This window comes from Ferruginibacter sp. SUN002 (assembly GCF_050611725.1).
Classification (GTDB): Bacteria; Bacteroidota; Bacteroidia; order Chitinophagales; family Chitinophagaceae; genus Ferruginibacter.
Genome location: NZ_JBODJB010000001.1, coordinates 926,069 through 950,807, shown reverse-complemented (window position 1 = coordinate 950,807; position 24,739 = coordinate 926,069). Strand labels below are relative to the sequence as shown.

The 24,739-nt window shown below is 36.6% G+C and carries 23 protein-coding genes; 17 read left to right on the top strand and 6 right to left on the bottom strand.

Annotated elements, in window-relative coordinates:
• The first annotated feature begins 49 nt into the window (after positions 1-49).
• From polA to ACQ33O_RS04185, 3 genes are read left to right on the top strand one after another with little or no spacing between them, the layout of a single operon-like run.
• Positions 50-2,905: a DNA polymerase I gene (gene polA / locus ACQ33O_RS04195; RefSeq protein ID WP_430994307.1), complete on the top strand. Its 2,856-nt coding sequence runs from the start codon at positions 50-52 to the stop codon at positions 2,903-2,905.
• A gap of 34 nt (positions 2,906-2,939) precedes the next feature.
• Positions 2,940-3,584, top strand: coding sequence for a DsbA family protein (locus ACQ33O_RS04190; RefSeq protein ID WP_430994306.1), 645 nt, complete (start codon positions 2,940-2,942; stop codon positions 3,582-3,584).
• A complete protein-coding gene (locus ACQ33O_RS04185; protein ID WP_430994305.1) occupies positions 3,585-3,866 on the top strand; it encodes an antibiotic biosynthesis monooxygenase in 282 nt (93 codons plus the stop codon).
• Positions 3,867-3,951: 85 nt separating this feature from the next.
• Here the strand turns inward: ACQ33O_RS04185 and ACQ33O_RS04180 are convergent, their stop codons facing one another.
• Complete coding sequence (locus ACQ33O_RS04180; protein WP_430994304.1) at positions 3,952-4,410, bottom strand: DUF1801 domain-containing protein; 459 nt, start codon at positions 4,408-4,410, stop codon at positions 3,952-3,954.
• A gap of 56 nt (positions 4,411-4,466) precedes the next feature.
• On the opposite strand from ACQ33O_RS04180, the gene obgE reads away from it, so the two are divergent.
• The 5 genes from obgE to ACQ33O_RS04155 all read left to right on the top strand — a co-directional run bounded on the left by obgE (position 4,467) and on the right by ACQ33O_RS04155 (position 8,926).
• Positions 4,467-5,471, top strand: coding sequence for a GTPase ObgE (obgE, locus tag ACQ33O_RS04175; protein ID WP_430994303.1), 1,005 nt, complete (start codon positions 4,467-4,469; stop codon positions 5,469-5,471).
• A 70-nt stretch (positions 5,472-5,541) separates the two neighbouring features.
• Positions 5,542-6,357 (top strand): hypothetical protein, encoded by an 816-nt coding sequence (locus ACQ33O_RS04170; RefSeq protein ID WP_430994302.1) that lies wholly within the window; start codon positions 5,542-5,544, stop codon positions 6,355-6,357.
• A 100-nt stretch (positions 6,358-6,457) separates the two neighbouring features.
• Positions 6,458-7,393: a CPBP family intramembrane glutamic endopeptidase gene (locus ACQ33O_RS04165; RefSeq protein WP_430994301.1), complete on the top strand. Its 936-nt coding sequence runs from the start codon at positions 6,458-6,460 to the stop codon at positions 7,391-7,393.
• A gap of 82 nt (positions 7,394-7,475) precedes the next feature.
• A complete protein-coding gene (locus ACQ33O_RS04160) occupies positions 7,476-8,018 on the top strand; it encodes a hypothetical protein (RefSeq protein WP_430994300.1) in 543 nt (180 codons plus the stop codon).
• Positions 8,019-8,026: 8 nt separating this feature from the next.
• Entirely contained in the window at positions 8,027-8,926 is a 900-nt protein-coding gene (locus ACQ33O_RS04155; protein WP_430994299.1) for a diacylglycerol/lipid kinase family protein, read from the top strand.
• A gap of 1 nt (position 8,927) precedes the next feature.
• Here ACQ33O_RS04155 and ACQ33O_RS04150 read toward each other — a convergent pair whose 3' ends face one another.
• Positions 8,928-11,147: a hypothetical protein gene (locus ACQ33O_RS04150; RefSeq protein ID WP_430994298.1), complete on the bottom strand. Its 2,220-nt coding sequence runs from the start codon at positions 11,145-11,147 to the stop codon at positions 8,928-8,930.
• 46 nt (positions 11,148-11,193) lie between these two features.
• The gene (locus ACQ33O_RS04145; RefSeq protein ID WP_430994297.1) at positions 11,194-12,123 is read right to left on the bottom strand and encodes a COX15/CtaA family protein; all 930 of its coding nucleotides are present in this window, start codon (positions 12,121-12,123) and stop codon (positions 11,194-11,196) included.
• 61 nt (positions 12,124-12,184) lie between these two features.
• Here ACQ33O_RS04145 and ACQ33O_RS04140 point away from each other — a divergent pair, with 61 nt between their 5' ends.
• Complete coding sequence (locus ACQ33O_RS04140) at positions 12,185-12,781, top strand: ribonuclease HII (RefSeq protein WP_430994296.1); 597 nt, start codon at positions 12,185-12,187, stop codon at positions 12,779-12,781.
• Between the two features lie 108 nt (positions 12,782-12,889).
• A complete protein-coding gene (locus tag ACQ33O_RS04135) occupies positions 12,890-13,192 on the top strand; it encodes a hypothetical protein (protein WP_430994295.1) in 303 nt (100 codons plus the stop codon).
• A gap of 90 nt (positions 13,193-13,282) precedes the next feature.
• Here ACQ33O_RS04135 and ACQ33O_RS04130 read toward each other — a convergent pair whose 3' ends face one another.
• A complete protein-coding gene (locus ACQ33O_RS04130) occupies positions 13,283-13,891 on the bottom strand; it encodes an L-threonylcarbamoyladenylate synthase (RefSeq protein ID WP_430994294.1) in 609 nt (202 codons plus the stop codon).
• A gap of 187 nt (positions 13,892-14,078) precedes the next feature.
• Between ACQ33O_RS04130 and ACQ33O_RS04125 the strand changes: the two genes are divergently transcribed.
• From ACQ33O_RS04125 to ACQ33O_RS04100, 6 genes are all read left to right on the top strand, one after another.
• The gene (locus ACQ33O_RS04125; protein WP_430994293.1) at positions 14,079-15,002 is read left to right on the top strand and encodes a PfkB family carbohydrate kinase; all 924 of its coding nucleotides are present in this window, start codon (positions 14,079-14,081) and stop codon (positions 15,000-15,002) included.
• Between the two features lie 246 nt (positions 15,003-15,248).
• Positions 15,249-15,845 carry a YdcF family protein gene (locus tag ACQ33O_RS04120; protein WP_430994292.1) on the top strand — a complete coding sequence of 199 codons (597 nt, stop codon included), beginning with the start codon at positions 15,249-15,251 and terminating at the stop codon, positions 15,843-15,845.
• A gap of 78 nt (positions 15,846-15,923) precedes the next feature.
• On the top strand, positions 15,924-17,246 hold the full coding sequence (locus tag ACQ33O_RS04115; RefSeq protein ID WP_430994291.1) for a M23 family metallopeptidase: 1,323 nt from the start codon (positions 15,924-15,926) through the stop codon (positions 17,244-17,246).
• A 301-nt stretch (positions 17,247-17,547) separates the two neighbouring features.
• Positions 17,548-17,724, top strand: a complete 177-nt coding sequence (locus ACQ33O_RS04110; RefSeq protein ID WP_430994290.1) for a hypothetical protein — start codon at positions 17,548-17,550, stop codon at positions 17,722-17,724.
• Between the two features lie 38 nt (positions 17,725-17,762).
• Complete coding sequence (locus tag ACQ33O_RS04105; RefSeq protein WP_430994289.1) at positions 17,763-17,924, top strand: hypothetical protein; 162 nt, start codon at positions 17,763-17,765, stop codon at positions 17,922-17,924.
• A 93-nt stretch (positions 17,925-18,017) separates the two neighbouring features.
• Positions 18,018-18,845, top strand: a complete 828-nt coding sequence (locus ACQ33O_RS04100; protein ID WP_430994288.1) for a phytanoyl-CoA dioxygenase family protein — start codon at positions 18,018-18,020, stop codon at positions 18,843-18,845.
• Here the strand turns inward: ACQ33O_RS04100 and ACQ33O_RS04095 are convergent, their stop codons facing one another.
• Together ACQ33O_RS04095 and ACQ33O_RS04090 are read right to left on the bottom strand one after the other, a co-directional pair.
• Positions 18,846-20,213: a sensor histidine kinase gene (locus tag ACQ33O_RS04095; RefSeq protein WP_430994287.1), complete on the bottom strand. Its 1,368-nt coding sequence runs from the start codon at positions 20,211-20,213 to the stop codon at positions 18,846-18,848.
• A 15-nt stretch (positions 20,214-20,228) separates the two neighbouring features.
• The gene (locus ACQ33O_RS04090) at positions 20,229-20,942 is read right to left on the bottom strand and encodes a LytR/AlgR family response regulator transcription factor (protein WP_430994286.1); all 714 of its coding nucleotides are present in this window, start codon (positions 20,940-20,942) and stop codon (positions 20,229-20,231) included.
• A 496-nt stretch (positions 20,943-21,438) separates the two neighbouring features.
• Here ACQ33O_RS04090 and ACQ33O_RS04085 point away from each other — a divergent pair, with 496 nt between their 5' ends.
• Complete coding sequence (locus ACQ33O_RS04085; RefSeq protein WP_430994285.1) at positions 21,439-24,426, top strand: T9SS type A sorting domain-containing protein; 2,988 nt, start codon at positions 21,439-21,441, stop codon at positions 24,424-24,426.
• Positions 24,427-24,739: the final 313 nt, after the last annotated feature.

Sequence of the window (24,739 nt, the reverse complement as noted above, 5' to 3'; positions counted from 1 at the left end):
AGTGGTCAGTTGTCCGTGGTCACTCCTACCTTTTTCCTATCTTTACTCCATGCAAAAAAAATTATTTCTCTTAGATGCGTTTGCCCTCGTATTCCGAGCATATTATGCACTTATTCGTAACCCACGTATCACCAGCAAAGGCCGTAATACCAATGCACAGTTCGGTTTCACCAATACATTGATCGATCTCATCACTAATCAAAAACCTACACATATGGCTGTATGTTTTGATACAAGTGCTGCTACCGAACGCCATACAGATTTTGCAGATTACAAAGCCAATCGACAAGAAACACCTGAAGATATTTCTTCTGCGGTCCCCGATATAAAAAGAATCATCGAAGCATTGAATATTCCTGTTATTGCCATAGATGGTTACGAAGCAGATGATGTAATTGGTGCATTAGCAAAACAGGCGGAGAAAGCCGGTTATGAAGTTTTTATGGTTACGCCTGATAAAGATTACGGACAATTGGTTTCAGAAAACATTAAAATTTACAAACCGCCTTATCAAGGCAATACACACGAAATACTCGGTCCAAAAGAAGTTTGCGAAAAATGGGATATAGAAAATGTGAGTCAGGTTGTAGATATACTTGGCATGATGGGAGATGCCGTTGATAATATCCCGGGTATACCGGGTGTAGGAGAAAAAACTGCTGCTAAACTTTTAAAAGAGTACAACACTTTAGAAAATGTTTTAGCCAATGCAGAAAACATCAAAGGCAAACTCGGAGAAAAAATTGTTGCCGGGAAAGAACTGGCATTGATGAGTAAAAAATTAGCAACCATCATTACAGATATTCCTGCGGCAGAATTTCATGAAGAAAATTTCAGAATAAAAGAAAAGAATGCAGCAGCTTTAAAAGAAATTTTTGAGGAATTGGAATTCAGAACGCTTGGAAAAAGATTGCTTGGAGAAGATATTGCTTTGCCGACGACAGACAACGGAAAACGGACGACTGAGAATGCTAAGCCTGCTCAGGTTCAAATGGACCTTTTCGGAAATATTATTGAAGCACCCGAAACTCCAACGGTGGTTGAAAATCCCGACAGTAGTTCAGAACAGGTTACTATGGCTGCCGACAAAAACATCCACAATACAGAACATGATTATGAATTAACTGATACACCGGAAAAAATTGCAAGTCTTGTTGCGCTTCTTCAAACAACAGATGAAATTTGTTTTGATACAGAAACCACCGGCATTGATGCAAATGACGCAGAGTTGGTTGGTTTAAGTTTTTCTATAAAGCCCGGCGAAGGATATTATATCCCTTGCCCTGCTTCACAACCAGAAACACTAAAGATCTTAAAGCAGTTCGAAGTTTTATTCAATGATGAAAGTAAAACATGGGTTGGGCAAAATATCAAGTATGATATGCTTATTTTAAAATGGTATGGCTTTGAATTGAAAGGAAATATTTTCGATACAATGCTTGCACATTATGTAATTGAACCGGAAGGCAAACGCAGCATGGACGATCTGAGTGAACGATTTTTAGGCTATGTTCCCGTGAAAATTGATGAACTAATCGGCAAGAAAGGAAAAGGTCAGGGCAATATGAGAGATGTGGAAATTGAAAAAGTAAAAGAATATGCTGCTGAAGATGCAGATATCACATTACAACTAAAGAATATTTTTCTTCCGATGTTAAAAACAAAAGAAGTAGAAAAAGTTTTTTATGAAGTAGAAAACCCATTGGTAAAAGTATTAACAGCCATGGAATTTGAAGGCATTCGTATTGATGAAAAATTCTTACACGAATACAGTAAAGAATTAGAGAGGGAAGCAAAGACCGCAGAAGAAAGTGTATACAAACAAGCTGGGGTTCGTTTTAACTTAGCAAGTCCTAAGCAATTAGGTGAAGTATTGTTTGATAAACTGCAGCTAGACCCTAAAGCAAAAAAAACAAAAACAGGTCAGTATGCAACAGGCGAAGATGTTTTATTGAAATTAGCATCACAAAATAAAATCGTTGATGATATTCTCGCTTTTAGAGAATACACCAAATTAAAATCTACTTATGTTGATGCATTGCCATTAATGATCAACAGAAAAACAAATCGTGTACATACTTCCTATGCACAAGCGGTAGCAGTTACGGGCCGTTTGAGTAGCAACAATCCCAACCTACAAAACATTCCTATCAGAACAGATAAAGGAAAAGAGATCAGGAAAGCATTCATACCAAGAGATGAAAATCATGTACTAATAAGTGCCGATTATTCACAAATAGAATTACGCATTGTTGCAGCTATCAGTGGTGATGAAAACATGTGCAATGCTTTTAAAACCGGCATTGACATTCACACCGCTACTGCTGCTAAAGTATTTAATGTAGATGTTTCAGAAGTAACAAAAGAAATGCGTTACAAAGCAAAGAGTGTAAACTTCGGCATCATCTACGGGCAAGGTGCTTTCGGACTAGCAGAAAATTTATCTATCTCAAGAACAGAGGCAAAAGAAATAATAGACAACTACAAAAAAGAATTCCCTTCTATCCAAAAATATATGGACGACACCATCAACTTTGCGAAAGAAACGGGCTATGTTGAAACCTTGATGGGACGTAAGCGCTGGTTGAAAGATATTACTTCAGCCAACTTTACGGTTCGTGGTTTTGCGGAACGTAACGCCATCAATAGTCCGATACAAGGCACAGCAGCAGACATGATCAAACTGGCAATGATCAAAATTCATCATGAATTCAAAAAACAAAATTTCAAAAGCAAAATGTTATTGCAGGTGCATGATGAATTGGTTTTTGATGCACACAAAGATGAAATTGAAATCATCAAACCGGTAATATTAAATTGTATGCAAACTGCATTGGCTTTACCTAATGGCGTTCCCACAGATGCTGAAATTGGTGTTGGGGAAAATTGGTTGGTTGCTCATTAGAAATTAAAGAGTGAAGGAATTAAAAAACTAATTTATGAATCCTATCCTAATTTATTGTTATGATGCCTACTGCGGCTGGTGTTACGGCTTCAGCCCTATAATGCTGGAAATTGCCGAAGAATACAGAGACCAATTAGACATTGAAGTTCTCAGCGGCGGCATGATGATCGGCGAACAAAAAATGCCGATAGGAAAAATAGCCCCATTCATACAAAGTGCATATAAACGTGTAGAAGAATTGACCGGAAGAAAATTCGGCGAAGATTTTTTATGGCATATCAACAATCCTGATAAAAGCGATTGGGTAATGGATTCCGAAAAACCTGCTATTGCATTATGCATCTTCAAAGAATTATTTCCTGATAAACAATTAGCTTTTGCAAGTGATCTACAATATGCATTGAAATATGAAGGAAGAGATTTGGACGACAATGAAGCTTATCGTCATCTTCTCGAAAAATACCAGATACACGCTGAAACGTTTTACAGTAAACTAAAAAGCGAAGAGTACAAAGAAAAGGCTTATTACGAATTTGCTTTGTGCAAACAACTAAATGTTGAGTCGTTTCCACAAGTACTTGTACAAATGAGTGAGTCAAAATTTTATTTACTTGCCCAGGGATTTACGCCATATGATACATTAAAAGAAAGAATTGAAGCCGTACTTAAACAACAATAAATGCAATACGTTTTAATTATTCATGAAGTAGCAGACTACCCTGCATGGAAAAAAATTTTTGACAATGCCGCTGACATCAGAAAAGAAGCAGGTGAAATAGCTTATCAAGTATTGGCGTATGAAAAAAATTCAAATAAAATTGTACATTTTTCAAAATGGTCATCGCTTGAAAAGGCAAAACATTTTTTTGAATCACCAGGATTGATACAGATCAGAAAAGATGCAGGTGTTAAAGCGCCGGAGTTTATTTATCTGGATCAATTGGAAGAAGGTATTTTATGATATAGCAACACGGATAATGATGATTGATACGGACCAACGCAGATTTTATCCGCTTAATCTGCAAAAATCTGTCTCATCCGTGCCTCTATCGTTTTTTAAATTTTTCTTCATACAATTTTATCCAATCCGCTACAGTAATTTTTGAAACCAACTCTCCTATCAACTCGTAAGGGATCTTGTCGAGATTCTTAAAGCGCATACAACTTTTTCCCATATCTAATTTCCCTAAGCCTGTTTTTGCAAACTCTTTTGTAAACCAATCAAGTAATTTTTTATCGGCATAAATACCCATGTGATACACAGCTATGAAATTTTTTTGCGATGCCACCCCTAAAAATGGCAACGGTAATTCTGGAGTACAATGATACCCTTCCGGATAAATACTATGTGGCACTACATAGCCCATCATCCCATAGCCCATTTCTTCTTTGAACCCTTTTGGTATGTTTTTCTTGATAAGAGCTCTTAGTTTTTTTATAGCTACCTGCCTTTCAGGAGGTAATTCTTTTATATACGCATCAACAGTTGCAGCTTTCGATTGCATGGCAGTAAGTTTTAATAAATTTACTAAAAAATATATAAGTTATATTTGCCACAATAATGGAAAAGAACTTCATCGATTATATCAGAATATTCTGTCGCAGCGGACATGGAGGTGCAGGCAGCAAGCATTTCATGCGCACTAAGTACAATGCAATGGCCGGGCCCGATGGCGGCGATGGTGGTCGTGGAGCACATATCATTTTACGTGGTAATTCGCAACTATGGACACTGCTGCATCTCAGATATTATAAAAATGTGCTGGCAGAGAATGGAGAAGGTGGTAATAAAAACAATCAGACAGGCAGGTTTGGTAAAGATATCATCATTGAGGTTCCGTTGGGTACTATTGCAAGAGATGAAGAAACGGGTCAAAAAGAAGTAGAGATCTTAGAAGACGGGCAAGAAGTTATTTGGCTGAAAGGTGGCAGAGGCGGATTAGGCAATTCAAATTTTAAAACTGCTACCAATCAAGCTCCCGACTATGCACAACCCGGCGAATCGGGTGTTGAAGGATGGAAACTGCTTGAGTTAAAAGTACTGGCAGATGTAGGCTTAGTAGGTTTTCCGAATGCAGGAAAATCAACCTTACTGTCAAGCATAACCGCAGCTAAACCTAAAATTGCTAACTACGCATTTACTACACTTACACCGCAGTTGGGTATGGTGGAATATAGAGATGGTAAGAGTTTTTGTATTGCCGATCTGCCCGGTATCATTGAAGGTGCTGCTGAAGGAAAGGGTCTTGGCCATCGTTTTTTAAGGCATATAGAACGCAACTCTATTTTACTTTTTCTGATTCCTGCAGATTGTGCAGATCATAAAAAAGAATTTGAAATTCTTGTAAATGAATTGAAGGAATACAATCCGGAAATGCTGCAAAAAGATTTTGTGATCGCTGTCAGCAAAAGCGATATGCTGGATGATGAGTTGAAAGCCGCCATAAAAAAAGAACTTCCTAAAAAAATACCCCATATCTTTATATCCTCCGTTGCAGGTCAGGGTTTAACAGAACTTAAAGACATGTTGTGGAAAACGCTCAACGACGCCAAAAAGAATTTATAAAATACCATAGCACGGGTATTGTTTTATAGCTTATTTATTATTTTCTTAGCACTCTAAAAACTTTAACCTTATGCAACGAATACTCCTTTTAGCAATCGCCAGTCTTTTTTTCTCTACAACCGAAATATCGGCCCAAACAAAAGCCAAGCTTAAAAAAACGCTTGAATTAAAAATGCCCAAAACAGCCGATGATGATATGTGTGGCACACGTGGGGCATCTGTTGTATGGCATCCTATACAGAAAAAATATTACGCTTCCTTTGCCGGCAATACCGGGTATCCATTTGCAGTTTTTGATGTTAAAGGAAAGCGTTTATCAAAAGATGATGTAACCGCCATGGTTGATGTAAGAGGCTTATGGTATAATCCAAAGACCAAAGCCATCAGCGGTAACGCATACGACAATGGGGGCTGGTTCACTTATACACTCGATAAAAAAGGTATTATTGAAGACAATACTATTGACATTGAAGGCATGAATCAGCCTGATGCACAGAGTGTTGGTGTTCTTAATCCCAGAAAAGATGAAGTACTTTTTTTAAACAAAACCTATATTGACCGTTATGACAACAATGGGGTTTTTGTAGATGCGATCCAGATACATCATGGAAAAATAGAAGATGATTTTATAGATACAGATGATGAAACACTCGAAACTTATAATTACACTTCTATTATTTATACCGGATTAGCTAAATCGGAAGTTGGATTATTAAATGTTGAACAAAAGCGAATTGAATTATATGATCTTTCAACAGGTTTATTAAAAAGTAAGCTTCTGTTGCCCGATGACGCTCCGGTTGAAAAATCTTTCAACTTTGCTTATGCAAATGGCATTTACTGGCTTTTTAGTATTGAAAAAAGAACCTGGATAGGCTACAAGTAAATAGGCTTTCTTTCTTCGTAATATATTTAACCTCTGTAGTTTTCTACGGAGGTTTTTATTTAATAAAATATCAGATGATTATCTTTATAAAAAAAACTTATTGCAATCGATCATCAAATATCTGAGGGAGTTTTACAACCGAGAATTTAACTGGTTATACTTCTGCATTATTATTTGTATGCTTGGCGGCGTTATCTATCTTAATTACTGGCATGGTCTCGAAAAAAAATATATAACAACCGGTAAAACAAAATTGCAAAGCTTTGGGTTGTATTATCTTTTATACCTCGTGCCATTTGCAATTGCATTTGCAATCCAATCTTTCTTCTTTAAAGAAATTGATCATATAAAAAACGTTTGGTTCTGGATTATGCTTTTATTAGCCCCTGCTTTTTTTTCCTTCAGAGTAAACTTTGATTTTCATAAGGCATGGATGTTTTCAAAATGGAATGGTCCTGATCGATTATTTTATTTCCAAAGCATTAACTGGATAGTACGGGTGTTTGTTGTACTCATTCCCGTTATTATTGTCTGGTTTTTAAAGGACCGAAACAATCAACCCTTTTACGGTATTAAACCTTTAGATCATTTGTCTCCTTACCTGATCATGCTGGCAATTATGATCCCATTAATAGCTTTAGCAAGCACTCAAAATGATTTTCTGCAAACTTATCCTAAGGCAAAGATCTTGAACGATCTCCCTTCAAATTCATTGGCTGATAAGTGGCGATACCTTATTTTCGAATTAAGCTACGGTTTCGATTTTGTAAGCATTGAGTTTTTCTTTAGGGGTTTCTTAGTGCTTGCGCTTGCACAAATTTGCGGCACTCACTGTATTATCCCTATCGCCTGCTTTTATTGCACCATACATTTGGGAAAACCTATGGGTGAAGCCATTAGTAGCTTTTTTGGTGGTATGCTCCTGGGTATCATCTCCATTAATACCGGAAGCATCTGGGGAGGACTAATCGTTCACCTCGGTATAGCCTGGATGATGGAAATAGGTGGTTGGTTAGGCTGGCTGTTAAAAAAATGAGCCTTGCAATAAAGAATTGTCCCCATACGTTTATAAAATGTCCAATTAGCTTTTTTACCAATAAAGTAATTTTGGCTACCTAATGAAACGCATTCTATACTTACCAATCCTGTTTATACTAGCCATTACGTTAACGGCCTGTCCATACTCGTCTCCCTATGCGTTAGATGAAAAGCCACAACAACCGGTAGATGAATCACTATTAGGCAAATGGGCAACCCTGGTTACCAAAATAATCGACGACAAGCACACGAAAACCGAACCGGTAAAAATTATTTTCTCTAAAAAGAATGATATGGAATATGATATTTCTATTATTGGCTATACGGAGGAATTTATCAAATACAGAGTTGTTACCGACGACACTATAAAAGGCACAGCTTTTCTATCGACTGCAGTTGACAAACAATTTATAAATGCTACTATTGCCGGAAGAACCTATTTGGCAGAAATAAAAAAAGAAGGCGAGAAATTTTCAATTTACCCTTTAAGTGATTACTTTACAAACAAACTTATAAAAAGCAGTGCGGCTTTGCGTAACTCTTTAGAGTTTCATTATAAAACAAGATCACAACCCAATTACGACGAAGAATTTTTACTCAAAGATCTGAAACGGGTTAACTAGAAAACTCTATGCAGCGTAAAATCATTTATTTCATTAACCCCATTTCCGGCACAAAGGATAAACAGGTACTGCTTCAAAAGATAAAAGAGAGAACTGCACAGGAAAACATCCCTTTCGAAATTCTACACACAAATGCAGCCGGCAATTACTTTTTTCTAAAAGACAAAATTGATAAAGAAGAGATAACCGACATCGTTATTTGTGGAGGCGATGGCACCATTAATAAGATCGTTAATGCATTATTAGATGTTGATGTGAAGATCGGCATCATTCCTTTGGGTTCAGGAAACGGGCTTGCGCTGGCCGCTAAAATTCCAAGGCAATTCGATAAAGCACTAGATCTGATCTTTAAAGGCAAAGCTTCTTATATAGATTCATTTTTCATTAACGACACATTCAGTTGTATGCTTTGCGGATTGGGGTTTGATGCACAGGTAGCCCATGATTTTGCTAATCAGCAAACAAGGGGTCTATCTACTTATGTAAAACAAACCCTCAATAATTTTTTATCTGCCGAGCCCTTTGAATTTGAAATTACAGATAGAGGAAAAACCTTTATCACTCATGCCTACTTTATTAGTATAGCCAACAGCAACCAGTTTGGCAACAATTTTACCATCGCTCCAAAAGCCAGTCTTAGCGATGGCTTGATAGATGTTGTGATAGTAAGAAAAATGAGCAAACTGAGGTTATTGTGGACCGTTATTAAACATATCAGTAAAGGAGAACCTGCTAACTACACCGATAAAACCTTTCACGATAAAGATGTTATCTATTTTCAAACGGATAAACTGATCATTAAAAATCCGGAGAATGCTCCACTACACATCGATGGTGATCCGGCAACTACAGCCAAAAAATTTACATTCGAGATCATACCGGATGCATTCAAATTGATACAGCCTTAAACTATTTCAAAGTTGCTTTCAATATTTCCAGCAGTTGCTGATTATAGGGTTTTTTAAATGATTGAACTACATCCTTTCTTTCTATTGCAGTCAGGTGAAAATTCAACGCAGCTCCTTTATCTTCCTTGTCCGGTACATACATAAACGTTAGTCGTTGTGTTTTTGTTTGCAGTGAATCATTTAAATAACTGAACTGATCTCCTTGAAAATAATCTTGTAATTTATACCAGTTGTGTTGCAACATAGTAGCTGGCTTTACAACAATATCGCTGATCGATCCTGTTTCAAAAGGTTGTTGCCAGTTGTCTTTCAATCTATCACGAATTTGAATGATCATTACTCCACCTGTATTTTCGGATATCCATTCCTTAAAATTATCTATAAAACGTAAGGTTGTTTCTTGTCCGTAATTATCTCTCAATCCGGCATCCATTGCATCTATTACAGGGCTGGTTGGTAATAATACATTTGGTAACACATAAGGAAATGTAGCATTCATGCGTAATGCCGTGAGTAATCGAAGGTTAAAAGGATCCTGCTTTTTAAAAAGTGATGCAAAGTCGATCGCATCCGGGCTATATAAACTATCTGTTGCATAACAGGCCGGCTTCATCATAAAACTGAGGGGCTGTGTTCCGATCATCAGTTTACGACCATCTCTGGTTACTACAGAGTTATAGATCATCAACGGTATTCTTGCATTTTTTTCATCATCGACATAGTCCTTCAATTGCCTATCAAGAATATTGCCCGAGTTTTCGTTTAACTTTTGCTCAAAGGCATAACCTCTGTCCTTTATATAACGGTATGGACCAACCGAAAATCGTTGTACGGGTGAAAAAATATCTCTGCTTACCAACGATGAAAAAATAGGATTAAGCAGATCCTGAGAAATAGTATTTGTATATTCCGGATCATACAGATTAATATTCGCCCCGTTTATTTTTTGTCGATATAATTCTCTAAAATAAGTTGCCGACAAAATACCACCACTTGCGCCACTGATCAGGAAAGTTTGTTTCATCAATTTTCCATTGGTGCTACTGTCCAACTGCTGTAAGGTATTCATCACAAAAGCTGCACTACGCATCCCCCCGCCACTCACATTGATGAATAACATAACAGGCTTATCTGTATTTTGCCGCTTTTTCCATTGCTCCAAAATTGCCAGCATATTTGCCCTATCCGCATCTATCAGTTCAGGCGTACATAATTTTTGTAATGATCTTTTGCTGTATTCCGGACGTTCATTTTTATTCAGGTAATTAAGTCCGTAAGCCTTGTTACGTGGATCAATAATATCGTACTGATACAAAATATCCAGCGCAATAAATAAAATAATCACAAATAAAACACTCCAGCTTTGTAAAAAATAAGTGAGTGCGCCAATAACAGCGATCAATACTGCAAAGAAGATAATGATACTAGCAGCAGCTGGCGCCTGAAAAAATTTAAGATCTAAAAAAAATCCGCAAACAATTAAAAAAATAAAAGCGACAATAACACCAATCATACCTGAAAAATGATGCCGCTTAAAAACCGCATCCAAAAAATCCTGACTGTAATGAGAAACATTTCTTGCTTTTCTAAGTTTTAATCTTGTGCTGAAATAGTAGCCTACCTTCATTCCAAAAGCATCACTCTGTCTTTTTTTATCCGGATCAAAACTTGCTTTAAAAGCGTCCGGGTTTCCGATTATCGGAGCAATTCCTTTTAATATTCTTTTGTCTGCACTAAAGAAAAGAACAAAAGAAGTAACGATCAAAACAAAGAAACCGCCTAAAAACCCTCCCAATAAACCCAATGCCTCGCCTATACTTAAAAGTTCCTTATCGATATTAAATTGTAAAGACCTAATAATGTAGAATATTAAAAACAGTAAAGGGAAAACAGCATTGTTAAGACAGTATTTTAAAAATGGTTTGGATGCAGTTGCCAGAAATTTAAATCGTCTTGTATGAAGAATAAACGTGGTGATATTCCAGCACATAAAAAAAACACCTAACGCCATCCCTACAAAAGCTGTACTCAGTGCGTTTACTTTGCCAAGATATTCAGGAACAAAGAACAATGCATCGGCTCCATAGCTGTGCATAAACCCACTGTTGATAGTGCTTGTCATCAAAAACCAAAACAATAATAATATCTGGTATTTACGGAAATGTAAAATGAAAAGCTGAACCGGAAAAGAATAAAAGATATCTTTCAGCAAACGTTTCATAAATAGACTATGGTTTTATCAGCAGATAAAAGATACAACTATATAGCTAAATAACGCTTTTTCCCGTCTTTAATTGTAGCAGGGTATACACAGATTGTGTAATTGCAAAGGTTGCCAGCAACAAATGTACAGGTTGAGCTACAGCGGGCATCTCAGCATAATACAACACTATTCCGGCTATCATATTTAAAACAACAAACACCAATAATACAGATACTTTCTTTTTAAGCTCAGAATAATATCTGTATTTCCAAAAAATAAATCCTGAGAGTAACAGCGCAACCCACGAAAAACTACGATGAACAATGAAAGCCAATGGTTGCTCTGCCAGCCAACTTCCTCTATCGCCATAGTGCAATGCTTTTGAAACATCATCAACATACATTCTCACCATTGTACCCAAGGCAGATTGGATGAAAATCATCACTAAAAAAACCATCATCCATTTTCGAAAAGCAGCACTTGTAATAACGGAGTTCAATGTGCCATTTAAAGAGAGCAGTAAGGCCAGTTGAATTTGTACTAATATGATTGCAAATAATAAATGCACAGATATACTGATATGTGCCAGATTGAATTTAACCACCAGTGCGCCAAATAAGCCGGTTAAAATAACCACGATCAGAAAAGCGGCCGATAATTTATATGCTTGTCTGTTGAAATTGCGTTTCCTGAATAATAGGACCAGTTGAATGATACCAAATAACCCAAGCAACACCCCAAACAAGCGGTTAAAATATTCTATCCAGGTATGAAAAGCATTAAATGTATGATCGATATCCTGTTTGCGTAAATACTTTTCAAAATCAGCGGGAAGTTCACTTGCATTTGTAGGCGGTATCCATTTCCCAAAACATTTTGGCCAATCCGGACACCCCATGCCGCTTTGCGTAGTACGTACTACCCCCCCGGCAATGATCACTAAAAAACAAAGAATAAAAGTTGCAATGGCCCAGCGTTTGATCGATCTTGTCATACTACAAAGGTATTACAGCATTTGATTGAACAGATTATTTATTGATTATTTTTGAAAGATAATGTTACTCCCGTTTTATCAAAACAAACTTATTGAAGCCGGATTAGACGAAGCCGGAAGAGGTTGCTACGCAGGGCCGGTATTTGCTGCTGCCGTTATCTTACCAAAAAAATTTCATCACCCATTATTGAACGATAGTAAGCAATTAAAAGAAAAAGAAAGAGATATGCTGAGGCCGATCATAGAAAAAGAAAGCATTGCATTTGCCGTTAGTCAGGTAAGCAATGAAGAAATAGACCGGATCAATATTTTGCAAGCCTCATATAAAGCCATGCATCTTAGTTTAGATCAACTTACTACAGTTCCCGAATTGTTATTGGTAGATGGCAATCGCTTTAAACCTTATAAAAAAATTCAACATCATTGCATTGTAAAAGGCGATGGGAAATATGCTTCCATTGCAGCTGCCAGTATTCTTGCAAAAACATATCGGGATGAGTTCATGCAAAAAATTGCTTTAAAATTTCCTGAGTATGGCTGGGATAAAAATAAAGGATACGGCACAGCCACACATCGCAAAGCCATTGAAACAAACGGATTATGCCAATACCATCGCATGAGTTTCAATATCCTTCCTAAACAATTGCCCTTGTTTTAACAATTCGTTCTCAAAAAAACGATCCGGATCAATTAAACCTTCTTTCCCCGTTTCCGTCTGTATATACTAAACCGGTTAAAAAATTATTCATTAAAAAAATATAAAAACATGAAAGCAAAATTAATTCTTGCAACAGTTGCATTTTTAAGTGTAGCAACTTTTAGTGCTAATGCACAATCGCCAACTGGCAGCCAACACCAACGCATTACACAAGGTGTAAAGAGTGGTGAACTTACTAAAGCCGAAGCAAAAAAATTAAGACACGATCAAAGAAAGATTCGTAAAGAAAAAAAAGTAGCTAAGGCAGATGGTGTAATTACACCGGCAGAACGCAAAGACATTCGTAAAGATAAAAGACATGCAAACAGAGATATTTTCCGTAAAAAACATAACAAAAGAGATAGAAAATAAGTTAAACTGAAAAACATAGCCGGGGAGACGGGAAGACGAAAAATTGTTACAGTATAACAGTCGTCTTTTCGGCTTCCCGGCTATTATATTTTATTCCTCCCATACACCTAGCCCCTGTCTGATAATTGACCATTCATCCGAAGTACAATCCACAACGGTAGAAGGCACCATGCCTCCCATCCCGCCGTCAATTACAAAATCGACCAGATGTTCAAATTTTTGCCAGATGATCTCGGGGTCTGTATATTCTTCTACCATTTCTCCGGGCAAAGAAGCGCTCAGTATAGGATTATCTAATTCACGTAAAATATGATGACATATAACGTTGTCGGGCACACGAATACCAACAGTACTCTTCTTGCTCTGCAATATTTTAGGCACTTGTTTGCTTGCCGGTAAAATAAAAGTATAAGGCCCTGGCAGATATGTTTTCAGCATTCTGTACAACGGTGTGTCAATGCTTTTTGTATAGTCGCTCAAATGGCTTAAGTCATTACAGATGAATGAAAGTTGAGCCTTTTGAGGATCTATGTTTTTTATTTTACATATCCGTTCAATAGCTTTTGGTTTGCCAATATCGCAACCCAACCCATAGATCGTATCGGTGGGGTACACAATTATACCCCCGTCTTTCAGGCATTCTACCACCTGCTTGATAAGCCTTGGCTGCGGATTCTCCGGATGTATTTGTATAAGCATGTTACCCCCATCCCCTAAAGGGGAGTTATTTAAAGATTATAAATTTTTCAAAAAAACGCTTAAACTAAACCTTCTAAACCTCTAAACCCACTAAACCCCTAAACTATAATAAAAACCCACTGCAACTTACCCAAAAGCCCCTATAATCCGTTACTTTTGCACCGATAAAAAATTAAAAAAGTAAACTATGTCTTTAATTACTGTAGGTACCATGGCTTTTGATGCCATTGAAACACCATTTGGAAAAGTAGATAAAATTATAGGGGGGTCAGCTACTTATGTGGCGCTTGCAGCCAGCAATTTTGTTACTCCCATTCAACAAATTTCTATTGTAGGATATGATTTTCCTAAAGAAGAAATGGATGACCTTAAAAAACGTGGCGTTGAGTTAGATGGCGTTGAAATCGTTGCCGATAAAAAATCTTTTTTCTGGAGTGGAAAATATCACCTTGACATGAATTCAAGAGATACATTGATTACCGACCTCAATGTATTGGCAGACTTTAATCCTATAGTACCTGATAGTTATCAGGGTGCAGAATTTTTAATGCTTGGTAATCTTGATCCGAAAATTCAATTAAGTGTTATCAACCAGCTTAAAACAAGACCGAAATTAATTGTACTGGACACAATGAATTTTTGGATGGATATTGCTTTGGACGGATTAAAAGAAGTGCTGAAAAAAGTAGATGTGTTATTAGTGAATGATGGTGAAGCAAGGCAATTAAGCGGAGAAGTTTCGTTGGTGAAAGCTGCAAAAAAAATAATGGGAATGGGTCCTAAATTTTTGATCATCAAAAAAGGTGAGCATGGCGCTTTATTATTCCATGAAAATCATGTTTTCTTTGCACCTGCATTGCCTCTAGAAGAAGTGTTTGATCCAACTGGGGCTGGTGATACATTTGCAGGCGGCTTCATTGGTCACATTGCCAAAACAAAAGATATCAGTTTCGAAAACATGAAAACTGCGATCATTGTAGGTAGTGCTTTAGCAAGTTTTTGTGTTGAAAAATTCGGCCCTAACAAACTAAAAGAAATTACTAAATCAGACATCGCTTCAAGAATAGACGAGTTTGTACAATTAGTGAATTTTGATATAGACCTTGTATAAATCTTTACGAAAATAATAATATTCAATACCGATAGCCAAACAACTATCGGTATTTTTTAATCTACTATTCAGATATCATTAAAATTTAAAATTATGCATATCATCGCTTCACAGATCTTATCATTTATATTATCCCCCATTAACTGGCTGGTAATACTGATTATTGCATATTTTATTTTTAAGTCCCCGAAGGTTAAAAAAATTTGCAAGTATACCGCATTGCTGGTATTTCTTATATTTAGCAATATGTGGCTTATAACCTGGTATGCAAACTGGTGGCAGCCAAAACCAAGAGATGTGTCCAAAGACAATACTTACAGTTGTGGTATTTTGTTAGGAGGATTTGCCAGCCCTGACGAAAACAACAATGGTTATTTTAATGCAACATCTGACAGATTCATACAAATAGTAAAACTCTATCAACAAAAAAAAATACAACACATACTCATCAGTGGCGGCAACGGTAAAAGATCAAATAAAGATTTTACTGAAGGCGATTGGGTCCGTAAAGAATTGCATGAAATGGGTATTCCCGATAGCGTTATCCTATATGAAGATAAATCTAACAACACGGCTGAAAATGCTGCCAATACCAAAAAACTACTTGATACAGCAGGATTGAAAGCTCCGTATCTACTCGTTACTTCTGCCTACCATATGCCAAGGGCATCGCTTATTTTTAAAAATGCAGGAGTAAAAACCGTTTCGTTTCCTTGTAATTATACAGTTGGAAATGCAGGCTATCATCTTGACGGAATCATCCCTTCTCCCGAAAACCTGCTTAGTTGGGATAAATATTTAAAAGAATCCGCAGCCTATGTTATCTACAAGATCAAGGGATAGTAACAACTCAATTTAGTTCCCTACCTTTAGTAGGCATCGAAAGCAATACTAAGGTCATCAGTATTCTAACCAGAACGAATGAAAATAAAACCTGCCATTGGACTGCTACTTTTTTTAAGTATCCATCTACTTAAAAGCCATGCACAAAATGCAAATGATTCTTGTATTACTTCCCATCAATATGCTGCAATTGAAATGCGCTGCAAAGCGAATACAACAACCGTGCAACTAAAAAGACCCGAAGCTCCCGTGTTACTTAACTGGCCATTGAAAGCAGCTTCTGATCTTGCCGACTGCAGTTATTATTATATCAGCGCTCACGTAGATCATGATAACACAACTGCGGTTAAAGATTACAACTGCGGTACCATTACCTATAATGGCCATAGAGGAACTGATATTGCCATCGGCCCTTTTGGTTTTTATAAAATGGATAACAATCAGGTAGAAGTAATTGCTGCCGCTGCAGGGACCATTATAGATAAACACGATGGTGAGAACGACAGAAATTGTGTAGGAGTTGGCAGCGGCCTCACAGCTAATTATGTAATTCTCGGACATGCAGATGGTTCGTATACTTTATACTGGCACATGAAATCGGGCAAGGTTACTACCAAATCGATCGGACAAAGCGTAGTCGCCGGAGAATATTTAGGAGTAGTAGGAAGTTCGGGAAGCTCATCCGGACCTCATCTGCATTTTGAAGTTTGGACAGGCAATACCAATACAACTTATATTGATCCATTTTCCGGTACATGCAATACCGTTAGTTTAAACAGCAGATGGGTCACTCAAAAACCATATACCGAACCCACTGTAATAAAAGCTGCTGTTTTTACAACCGACTATACATCGCCGGCTATTTGTGGAACAACTGAAACGGTAAATGAAAGCAGTGTTTTCGTTACACCTTTTCAAGGAACAGGATTAGCTCCGGGCTATGCAAAGTTTTACATTTTTGTAAGAAACCCAACAAGCGGTACCACAGCAACAATGAGTATTTTAAACCCGGATGCTTCCGTTTTTGGTACTTCATGGACACAAAGTTTTGCATCTACTATAAACTACGGGATTTATGGAGCTTCTAAAAAGCTACCCACAACTCCGGGCATATATACATTTCAGGCAGTGTATAACGGTATCACCTGTTCGAAAAATTTTGAGATAAGAACCTGTGGCGAAAATTACAATGCCTGGACCGGTGTAACAAGTACAGATTGGGCAACAGCAGCTAACTGGAGTTGTGGCTCCGTACCAACAAGTACAACGAATGTTATTATATATTCAGGAGTTCCCAACCTGCCCATTATTAATACCACTGCCGAATGCAGAAGCTTAAAAGCCTTTTCTTCCTCCACTGTAAAGGTAAATACCGACCATTCTTTAAAGGTATACCACTAAAATCCATCTTTTCTTAAGCATTTTGGAAGATGATTTTTATCGATTTTAGAGTAAACCCCAATTTGATTACAGAGTTAACTACCACTCATATGGCTATTTTTGCCGTTCATCAAATCAACAAAATTATTGATTAGATAAACCGATTTTGATAAACAGTATTGATTATCAATATTATATAGACAAAATCGAGTATAAAATAATGAATATTACTACAACATAGACTACTACTTTGTTTTGCATAGTACTAAAATGTTTTTATCTTTGTGTTATCAAAGTAAATAAACAATTAAAATTTAAAACAATGAACACTCAACACACCAACTTATTAAAAGTTGCAAGTAAAACAGAAACTGCAGTTATCAATAACACAGCAGATCAAACAACAGTAAATAACCTTAAAACAGTATTCACTTCTGCCAACCTTTGGAATATCCATCGTCATGGAAGAACAATGTTTGACAGGAGAAGATGTGCTTAAACAATTCAATAAAATCATCACAACTAAAACACAACAAAATGAACACTTTACACAACAACCCACTTAAAGTAGTTAGCAAAACAGCAAATCCTGCAACTACAACAACTGTAAATAATCTTAAAAAAGTATTTACAGCTGCTGATCTTTGGAATATCCATCGGCATGGAAGAACAATGTTTGACAGGAGAAATAGAGCGTAGTCGGATATTTTCAGCTATTATATTGAGCTGCAATCTAAAATAATAAATAAAAACTATCTTTAATGCAATAACATTTTAAAGAAGATAGTTTAAATGACACTCCTCCAACAATTTCAAACCAATGGCTACCTTGTTCTCGACAACTTCAATACTGCTGCAGAATGCGATGCACTCATGCAACGTGGTGAAGAACTGGCAAGAAATTTTAACTTCGATGGGCACCCTTCGGTTTTTCAAACTACCGATCAGGCAAAAACAAGCGACGATTATTTTATAAATTCCGGAGATAAAATTTCTTTCTTTTTTGAAAAAGATGCTTTTGATGATAAAGGCAAATTAAAAGGCGATCTGTTTCATTCGCTTAATAAGATCGGACATGGCCTGCATGATCTTGATCCCGTGTTCAATAATTTTTCCCGTTCACCTCAAATGAAAAAGCTGGCAAGTGATCTTCAGCTGGATGATTATCTGATCATTCAAAGTATGCAGATATTTAAGCATGCTAAAATTGGCGGTGTGGTAGATACGCATCAAGACTCTACATTTTTATATACAGAGCCTGATAGTTGCATCGGCTTTTGGTTTGCTTTAGAAGATGCCACAAAAGAAAACGGATGTCTATGGGCAAAACCTGGGGGACACCTAACTCCACTGCGTAGTTGGTTTAGAAAAAAGGAAGGGGGCGGAACAGAAATGGCGATACTCGATAATACTCCTTATGAAATGGAAGGTATGATTCCGTTGGAAGTGAAAAAAGGCTCTTGCATTGTGTTACATGGTTTGTTACCTCATTATAGTTTGCCCAATACATCAGGCAAATCAAGACAAGCATATTCTATTCATACCATCAACCGAAATACTCATTATCCGGCAAATAACTGGCTGCAAAGAGATATGAGAGAAGTAAAAGGATTTTTTTGATCATCCTGCCTTAGGCATCATCACCGGTAATTCAATCACAACAGTAGTATTTCTATTTTCTTTACTGAGTATTTGAATAGAACCGTGATTTTTTTCAACAAGCTTCTGGCATATTTTCAATCCAAAACCTGTACCCGTCTCATCCATGGTGCCTTTTTCAGAAACAATATGCCTATGTGAGAAAAGTGCTTTTATTCGATCTGCACTGATCCCCGTTCCTTTATTACTTACAAGTACCTGACAGGCATCCGGCAAATAAGTAACTTCTATTTTAATTTCTTCATTCGGCGGGCTGAACTTAACCGCATTTGATAAAACATTCTGCAGTATTATCAAAACGTGCTCTTCATCAGCATTGGAATATCTTTTTAATGGTTTAGAAAAAAGTATTTTTAAATTTTTTTTCTCTACCTGCGACTGAAATTGTATCAGCACTTTTTGAATAACATCGCTTACATCGCAAAGCATATCTTTTGATTTTGATCCGTCCACTCCCTCTCTACTCCATTTAAGCATATTGTCAACCACACTTAATGTGCCTGTTACTTTTTTATGAACCAATTCAGACATTTCTCTGAACTCTTCTTTTGTATAAATTGATGATTCAAGGTATTGTGTCAAAATATCGGCAAATGCAGCAATGGGAGAACGCAACTGATGATAAATGACAGAAGTAAGTTCTTCATTTTTATTCTTCAGATCCTGAATATTCTTATTTTTTATTTCGAGTGAAACCGCTTGCTGCACCAAAAGTTTATTAGACTCCTGTAACAACCTTTTCTCTTCTATGTTTTCCTTTAGAAATTCAATATAGACTTTTTTGATATCGTATAAAAAGTATAGCAGGATCGAAAGCACAACGATCATATTAACCACTTTAATATATCCCGGGGCTTGTTCAACAGGGTTTGTAAAAGCTGATATGATTTCAACGCTTACAAATGAAACAGCATAAAATATGCTCAGATATAATTGCTTTTTCCGGAGGTCATAAAAAAGAATAGACAAAAGCGATATTAATAAAACATAGTACTCCTGACCGTTATTAAACAATATTCCGGCCACAGACATTGACAATACCAACACTACCAATGTACCAATACGGTAAGACTCCCCTTTTTTAAGATAATTACACCATAGCATAAATATAAGTGTAACAATAAGAAAGAGATAGAAGTCTGCGAGCAGAACGTGTTTGGAAAAATAGCTTAATGCCCAGTAAACTGAAATAAGCGGAAGACAAATGAATATGCTTAGATTAATGGTTCGGATCCTTTTTTGCACAACAAAGTCCATTGAATCATCTACTCCGAGTTGAGCAAATTTTTCAATGCCTTTCATCACACCGATGTGTAATCTTCCTTTCATACTATGTTGTTTATATTAGCTTGTACCATGGTGTACTACACCAGGATATAATTTTACGATCTCTCCTTTATATTTTCTTCCGATCGGTATCTCATGTGTGGCAACTTGCAAATGAGCCGCGGAAATTTTACTTACATTATCTCTGTTCACTATGTAACTTTTATGCACCTGTACAAAACGATCGTCTAACTCAGCACCTAATTTGGCTAAACTCATTCGCATGAGGTATTTATCTTTCATACAATGTATATGACAGGCGTTCCCGTCAGACTCAAGGAACATAATATCTTTATAGTTCAGCTTTACTTTATGATTGGTATAATCCTTTACAAAATAGAATTTGTCGTCAGCAGATGCCTGCGTACTAACCTGCGTTAACAGCATATCAATACAGGTCTTTAAAGTAAAATGATGAAATGGTTTTACCAGATAGGTCACCTTATCGTGTTGGCTGGCCAGATTATAAGTATCAAACCTGGTATCGGCTGTAATTAAGATGAGTGGAGTATTGTATGTTTTGCAAATGTCGATCAGCGCAAGCCCTAAAGGTTTATGATCATAATAAATATCAGAGATAACCAATTGAGGTGTTGTTGCTTGCATGATCGAATTAATATCAGCTTTTTGATCCGCTACAACTGGCTCATCATAACCTAGCTCACGAAGTTTTGCCTTAATTGATATAAGATCGATCGGGTCATCTTCTATTACTAATATAGTAAATGTCATAGGTAATGGTTTTCATGCTGTTATGTAAACCGGGGTTTAATGCACATTATCGTATTAGAAATTTACAAACTTAAAATCTGAATTGCAAGTAGTGTTGTGTATTTTTTTGCAAAGTGATGTTCAAGTGTTTTTTCGTTTCGAAAATGTCGTTCACATAACTTTTTCTGCTTTTCATAACGCTTATAAAATTTAAGTATTGCACAGGGTGGTCACTTTTACTAGGTTTGTACCGTTAGTATTTTCATCATCAATTGAGAATATCTTCTCTTTTCTTGATCAAATGAAAATGTAATATCGAAACAGAGTTACCCCTTACAACTCTTGATAGTTTTTAGAATTCTGTTTTCCATAGATGATACTTACCCATGATACTATCCATTACAAAATTCATATTCTTATAACACATAAAACCCTTATTTGACGGGCATAATATGCTGATGATGTGTAAAGTGAGAATTTAAAAAATAAATATTTAACATACCTAAACCCACACTTTATGAAACACTTATCCTCTACAGTAATCTTAATGCTGCTGCTATCAACAGCATTTACTCAAACAAAAACAAAACAAGATTTCACTAAAAGTAACTTGTCAACAGGTGTAAAGAATTCCATAGACGAAGTTTGGCTTGACAAAGCGCAAAACATAATTAAAGAAAGCGAATATTTCTTTAAAGAAAATACTAATGCATTTACTTATACTGTGGTTAACAAGACACAACATATAGGTTTTTTTATCACACCTACTGATTACAAAGTATTTCCGATAAAATATTCGCATATGAAGAAAGATGTACCTGATTGGCAAGAAAACTTGTCGCTTACAGAAATAAAAAAAGGTGCAACACATTTTTATCCTGACAATACATTCACGCTGACATCAAACAAATCAAATTTAATTTTTTCATATACAGATTTCGATATTGAATATAATAATAGCGCTGCCGGCTTAAGACAAAACTTTATTGTAAAAAACAAACCTGCAGGTAATGACGACTTAGAAGTATTACTTAAGCTTGATGGTTCTCTTTCACCATCATTGGTTAACAATGGCTTAGAGTTTAAGGATGATGCCGGTAGCGTGAAATTATATTATCAGGATCTAAACGTATGGGATGCCGATCAAAAACCTATCGCTGCATCTATGGAGTTACGTGGTAACAATCTGGTAGCTATCGTAGTAAAAGATCAGCATGCAAAGTATCCGCTCACAATTGATCCGTTGAATAAAACACCAGAATGGACCACCAGTGCTGATGGTATCTTACCTACGCTTATTGGTCAATTGGCCATCGACGCAGCATACGGATTTTCTGTTGCCGGTTTGGGTGATGTAAACGGAGATGGATTTGATGATGTTGCCGTAGGTGCCCCTGCTAGTGTTGATATTATTTCCGGAACAAGCGCCCTGGCAAATGTAGGTGCTGTGTTTATATATTATGGAGGAATTGGAGGTTTGTCTACTACACCATCTGCCGTGCTGCAACCAACTACACCTATTGCAGGTGCATTGTTTGGTTACAGCATTGCCGGTGGAGATATTAACGGAGATAGTAAGAATGATATCATTATTGGTGCACCGATGGATGTTGTAACTATTTCTGCCGGTGGTAGCTCAACAGCATCAGGCACTATCGGTAAAGTATATGCGTACGACGGAGCAACGTTGACTACAGGCTGTAATCCTTTGCTAACCTTATCGTTAAACGGCAATGGTATTTTAGAACACAATCTCAATCTATCAGTAAAGGCATTGTTTGGCTTTTCTGTAGCAGTTACACAGGATCTAAATAATGACAGTAAAAAAGATATTATTGTCGGAGCCCCTACTTACGCAGGTATTAAAACTGTTTTAGGTATTTCTTTGCTGGATGTGCAATCTGGCGGTGCATTTGTTTTCCTATCAAATCAAAATGATGATTCTCATTCATTGATCAAACTAAACCCTATCAAAACAAGTTTGCTGGGACTTGGTCTTTTAGCAAACAATATCAATGGTTTGCTTTTTGGTTACTGCGTAGATGGCTTAGGAGATTACAATGGCGACGGAAGAGCAGATGTAGTTGCATCGGCACCTGCCGGAGTTAACCTTAGCTCACTCGGTGGTATTCTAAATGGTAAATTATTACAAGGAAGTGCCAGTATTTATTATGGTACGGGTTCAGGTGTAAACGTAAATCCGGGAGCTACGCTAACAGCTACTTCCGGTGGTTTACTTACCAATCTTGTCGGGTCGGTTGCCAATCTTGCAAACTTGTTTGGTGTATCTGTAAAAGGTATAAAAGATGCTAACGGTAACAGAACAGGTGGCGTGTTAGTAGGTGCTCCTTTAGGTGGAACGATCATTAATGTTTTAGGACTTGATCTGAAAACCGGAACTGTAAATGTTTTCAAAAAGAAAACCTCTAGTCCAAGCGGATTTGTTACGCCTGATCAAACTTTAAGTTCGCCACGAAATAGCAATACAATTTTAGGATTCATACAAGCTAATCTCTTGTTCGGTTATGCACTTGATAATGCATACGATGTTAACTGTGATGGAATAGGAGATATCATTATTGGTGAACCGGCATCATCAGGACTACAATTGTTGAATACAAATGTTTCGGGTGGTGCAGCTTACGTTTATCTTGGAAAAGCAAATGGCACCTATCAAACAACTCCGGCTTGGACATTAACAGCAACTGAAGATGCATTTTTAGGAATCAATACTACTTCGTTGATTGGATTTAGTGTGGCTGGAGCAGGGCATGTAAAGGGTGGCAGTTTCGAAAACAGAATATTAACAGGTTCACCATCAAGAACCCTGGATTTTGGAGCAGGACTTTTAAACCTTGGCAGCACACTAGGCACTTTATTCAGTTTAGCGATCGGTGATAACGGTGTAGGAAAAGCGTATCTGTTTAATACTCAAATGTGTTCAGGCGGCGGACCTTTAGCTGTTAAACAAACTAAACTGAAAGGTGCCTACATCAATGGAACAGCTAAGCTAACATGGACAACTAAACAAGAGATCAATAGTTATTCGTTTGAAATTGAACGCAGTAGTAATGGAGTTACATATCAACTTGTTGGAAAGATCAATGCAGCGGGAAACAGCAACACTGATTTAAATTATCAATACAATGACAACATAGTTGCCGGTGTTTATTACTACAGAGTAAAAGCAACAGATATAAACGGAACTTATGTGTATAGCAATGTTATTGCGTTGAATGCAAGTAACAAGAGTGTATCTACTGCAACAATTTATCCAACAGTTTTTACCAATAAAATTAATGCGGATGTATTATCTGATGCAAACGGCATAGCTTATATCCGTCTGTTTGATAATACAGGAAAAGTTATTGTAAATCAACAAGTAATCATTCACAAAGGCATGAATAATCTTACTATTGAAAATCTTAGCAGATTAAATAGAGGATCTTATGTAATGCAGATTCAGACAACCAATAACATAGTAATAAAAAAAATAATTAAATAAAAATTTTGATAAACGAACTAATAGTCAAGCATTAGGTTTTTCTATTTGGTATATAGGATTGTTTCGTAGTCGGGGCTGGTTTCTACCAGCCCTTTTTTGTTTTTTAATTGTTGGTACATACATAACCGTTAGTATTAGAAAAATTAAAATATAGATTAGCCGCTTTTTCTGTACTAAACTTTTATGTGATTTACACTTTATCATCTTTTTAAATTTTTATTTTTTAGTATGTATAAAAAGCAGTAAAACTGCGTAAAATATATGTTTAATAGATTTTTATAAAAAACATTAAACATTAAACAAAAAAATTAAA

Bases quoted from the DNA above. Each gene is read 5' to 3' on its own strand.
- polA (WP_430994307.1), top strand. From the start codon at position 50: ATGCAAAAAAAATTATTTCTCTTAGATGCGTTTGCCCTCGTATTCCGA.
- ACQ33O_RS04190 (WP_430994306.1), top strand. From the start codon at position 2,940: ATGAATCCTATCCTAATTTATTGTTATGATGCCTACTGCGGCTGGTGT.
- ACQ33O_RS04185 (WP_430994305.1), top strand. From the start codon at position 3,585: ATGCAATACGTTTTAATTATTCATGAAGTAGCAGACTACCCTGCATGG.
- ACQ33O_RS04180 (WP_430994304.1), bottom strand. From the start codon at position 4,410: ATGCAATCGAAAGCTGCAACTGTTGATGCGTATATAAAAGAATTACCT.
- obgE (WP_430994303.1), top strand. From the start codon at position 4,467: ATGGAAAAGAACTTCATCGATTATATCAGAATATTCTGTCGCAGCGGA.
- ACQ33O_RS04170 (WP_430994302.1), top strand. From the start codon at position 5,542: ATGCAACGAATACTCCTTTTAGCAATCGCCAGTCTTTTTTTCTCTACA.
- ACQ33O_RS04160 (WP_430994300.1), top strand. From the start codon at position 7,476: ATGAAACGCATTCTATACTTACCAATCCTGTTTATACTAGCCATTACG.
- ACQ33O_RS04155 (WP_430994299.1), top strand. From the start codon at position 8,027: ATGCAGCGTAAAATCATTTATTTCATTAACCCCATTTCCGGCACAAAG.
- ACQ33O_RS04150 (WP_430994298.1), bottom strand. From the start codon at position 11,147: ATGAAACGTTTGCTGAAAGATATCTTTTATTCTTTTCCGGTTCAGCTT.
- ACQ33O_RS04145 (WP_430994297.1), bottom strand. From the start codon at position 12,123: ATGACAAGATCGATCAAACGCTGGGCCATTGCAACTTTTATTCTTTGT.
- ACQ33O_RS04140 (WP_430994296.1), top strand. From the start codon at position 12,185: ATGTTACTCCCGTTTTATCAAAACAAACTTATTGAAGCCGGATTAGAC.
- ACQ33O_RS04135 (WP_430994295.1), top strand. From the start codon at position 12,890: ATGAAAGCAAAATTAATTCTTGCAACAGTTGCATTTTTAAGTGTAGCA.
- ACQ33O_RS04130 (WP_430994294.1), bottom strand. From the start codon at position 13,891: ATGCTTATACAAATACATCCGGAGAATCCGCAGCCAAGGCTTATCAAG.
- ACQ33O_RS04125 (WP_430994293.1), top strand. From the start codon at position 14,079: ATGTCTTTAATTACTGTAGGTACCATGGCTTTTGATGCCATTGAAACA.
- ACQ33O_RS04120 (WP_430994292.1), top strand. From the start codon at position 15,249: ATGTGGCTTATAACCTGGTATGCAAACTGGTGGCAGCCAAAACCAAGA.
- ACQ33O_RS04115 (WP_430994291.1), top strand. From the start codon at position 15,924: ATGAAAATAAAACCTGCCATTGGACTGCTACTTTTTTTAAGTATCCAT.
- ACQ33O_RS04110 (WP_430994290.1), top strand. From the start codon at position 17,548: ATGAACACTCAACACACCAACTTATTAAAAGTTGCAAGTAAAACAGAA.
- ACQ33O_RS04105 (WP_430994289.1), top strand. From the start codon at position 17,763: ATGAACACTTTACACAACAACCCACTTAAAGTAGTTAGCAAAACAGCA.
- ACQ33O_RS04100 (WP_430994288.1), top strand. From the start codon at position 18,018: ATGACACTCCTCCAACAATTTCAAACCAATGGCTACCTTGTTCTCGAC.
- ACQ33O_RS04095 (WP_430994287.1), bottom strand. From the start codon at position 20,213: ATGAAAGGAAGATTACACATCGGTGTGATGAAAGGCATTGAAAAATTT.
- ACQ33O_RS04090 (WP_430994286.1), bottom strand. From the start codon at position 20,942: ATGACATTTACTATATTAGTAATAGAAGATGACCCGATCGATCTTATA.
- ACQ33O_RS04085 (WP_430994285.1), top strand. From the start codon at position 21,439: ATGAAACACTTATCCTCTACAGTAATCTTAATGCTGCTGCTATCAACA.